General features: G+C 69.3%; 1 protein-coding gene. It reads right to left on the reverse strand.

Annotated elements, in window-relative coordinates; genetic code table 11:
* Positions 1 to 896: IS30 family transposase (locus E0D90_RS25805; protein WP_227870522.1), on the reverse strand; the 896-nt coding region annotated here is incomplete at its 3' end.
* Positions 897 to 980 lie beyond the last annotated feature (84 nt).

Consider the following 980-nt stretch of genomic DNA (forward strand, 5'->3'; position numbering starts at 1 on the left):
ACGGCCCGGTCCTCGATCTCGGCGGGACGGTCACTGATCATCACCATCGGGTCGATGAACCGGGGCGTGCGCCGCTGGGGGTCCCGGCGGGGCTTGCGGCGGGTCCGGCCCGACCGGACGGCGGCCTGCACTTCCCGTTTCAGGCCCCCGCGGGCCTGGAAGTACAACGCCTGGTAGATCGTCTCCACGCTCACCCGCATGTTCTCGTCGTCGGGATGCTCTTTGCGTAGAGCGTGGCAGATCTGCTCGGGTGACCAGCGCTGGCGCAGTCGGTCCTGGACGAAGCGACGCAGGTGTCCCTCGCGCAGTAGTTTGCGGTCCTTGGGCCGGGGTCTGCGCGCGGCGGCCGTCCGGTGGGCGGCGTAGGGCTGGTAGCCCTCGCGGCCCGAGTTCGCGTCGATCTCCCGCTTGACCGTGCTCGCCGGACGCCCCAAGGCGCGTCCGATCGCCCGCAGCGACTGACCGGCCGCGCGGAGATCGCGGATCCTCTCGCGCTCGGTCAGCGTCAGGTACCGGGGGTGAAGCTGTTTCTCCAGGACCGTCAGGCCCACCGATGGCGTGGTCACGCCCCCCATCGTGACTGTCCCCGCCGCGTAGTCGACACGGCGGCCGTCGGGGTAGGTACGTGTAGCGCCGGCCTTCTTGACACCCCGGTCCCAGTCATGGGCCGTGCGCTCGTTGATCCCGACCCGCCGGGCTGCCACTGACTGGGCGACACTTTCGGCACGCAACCGTTCGTACTCATCCCGCTGCGGATGGCGTCGCGGCAGACGCGTCGAGCTACGTCCGGCCTTACGCGCCCAACCGAACGCGGTGTTCTGGTTCACCTCCAGCTCACGCGCCACCACGGTCACGCTCCCCACGACATCCAGCCGCGCGAGGAAACGCTCCCGCATTCCCGCAAGATCATCCCGTCCAACGCCCACGGTCCTCGCAACTCCCACAGATCGCGGGTGTTGCGAGGACCGTTAGAACCCAAG

The sequence above is a fragment of the Streptomyces otsuchiensis genome, from assembly GCF_004305975.1.
GTDB classification, from domain to species: domain Bacteria; phylum Actinomycetota; class Actinomycetes; order Streptomycetales; family Streptomycetaceae; genus Streptomyces; species Streptomyces otsuchiensis.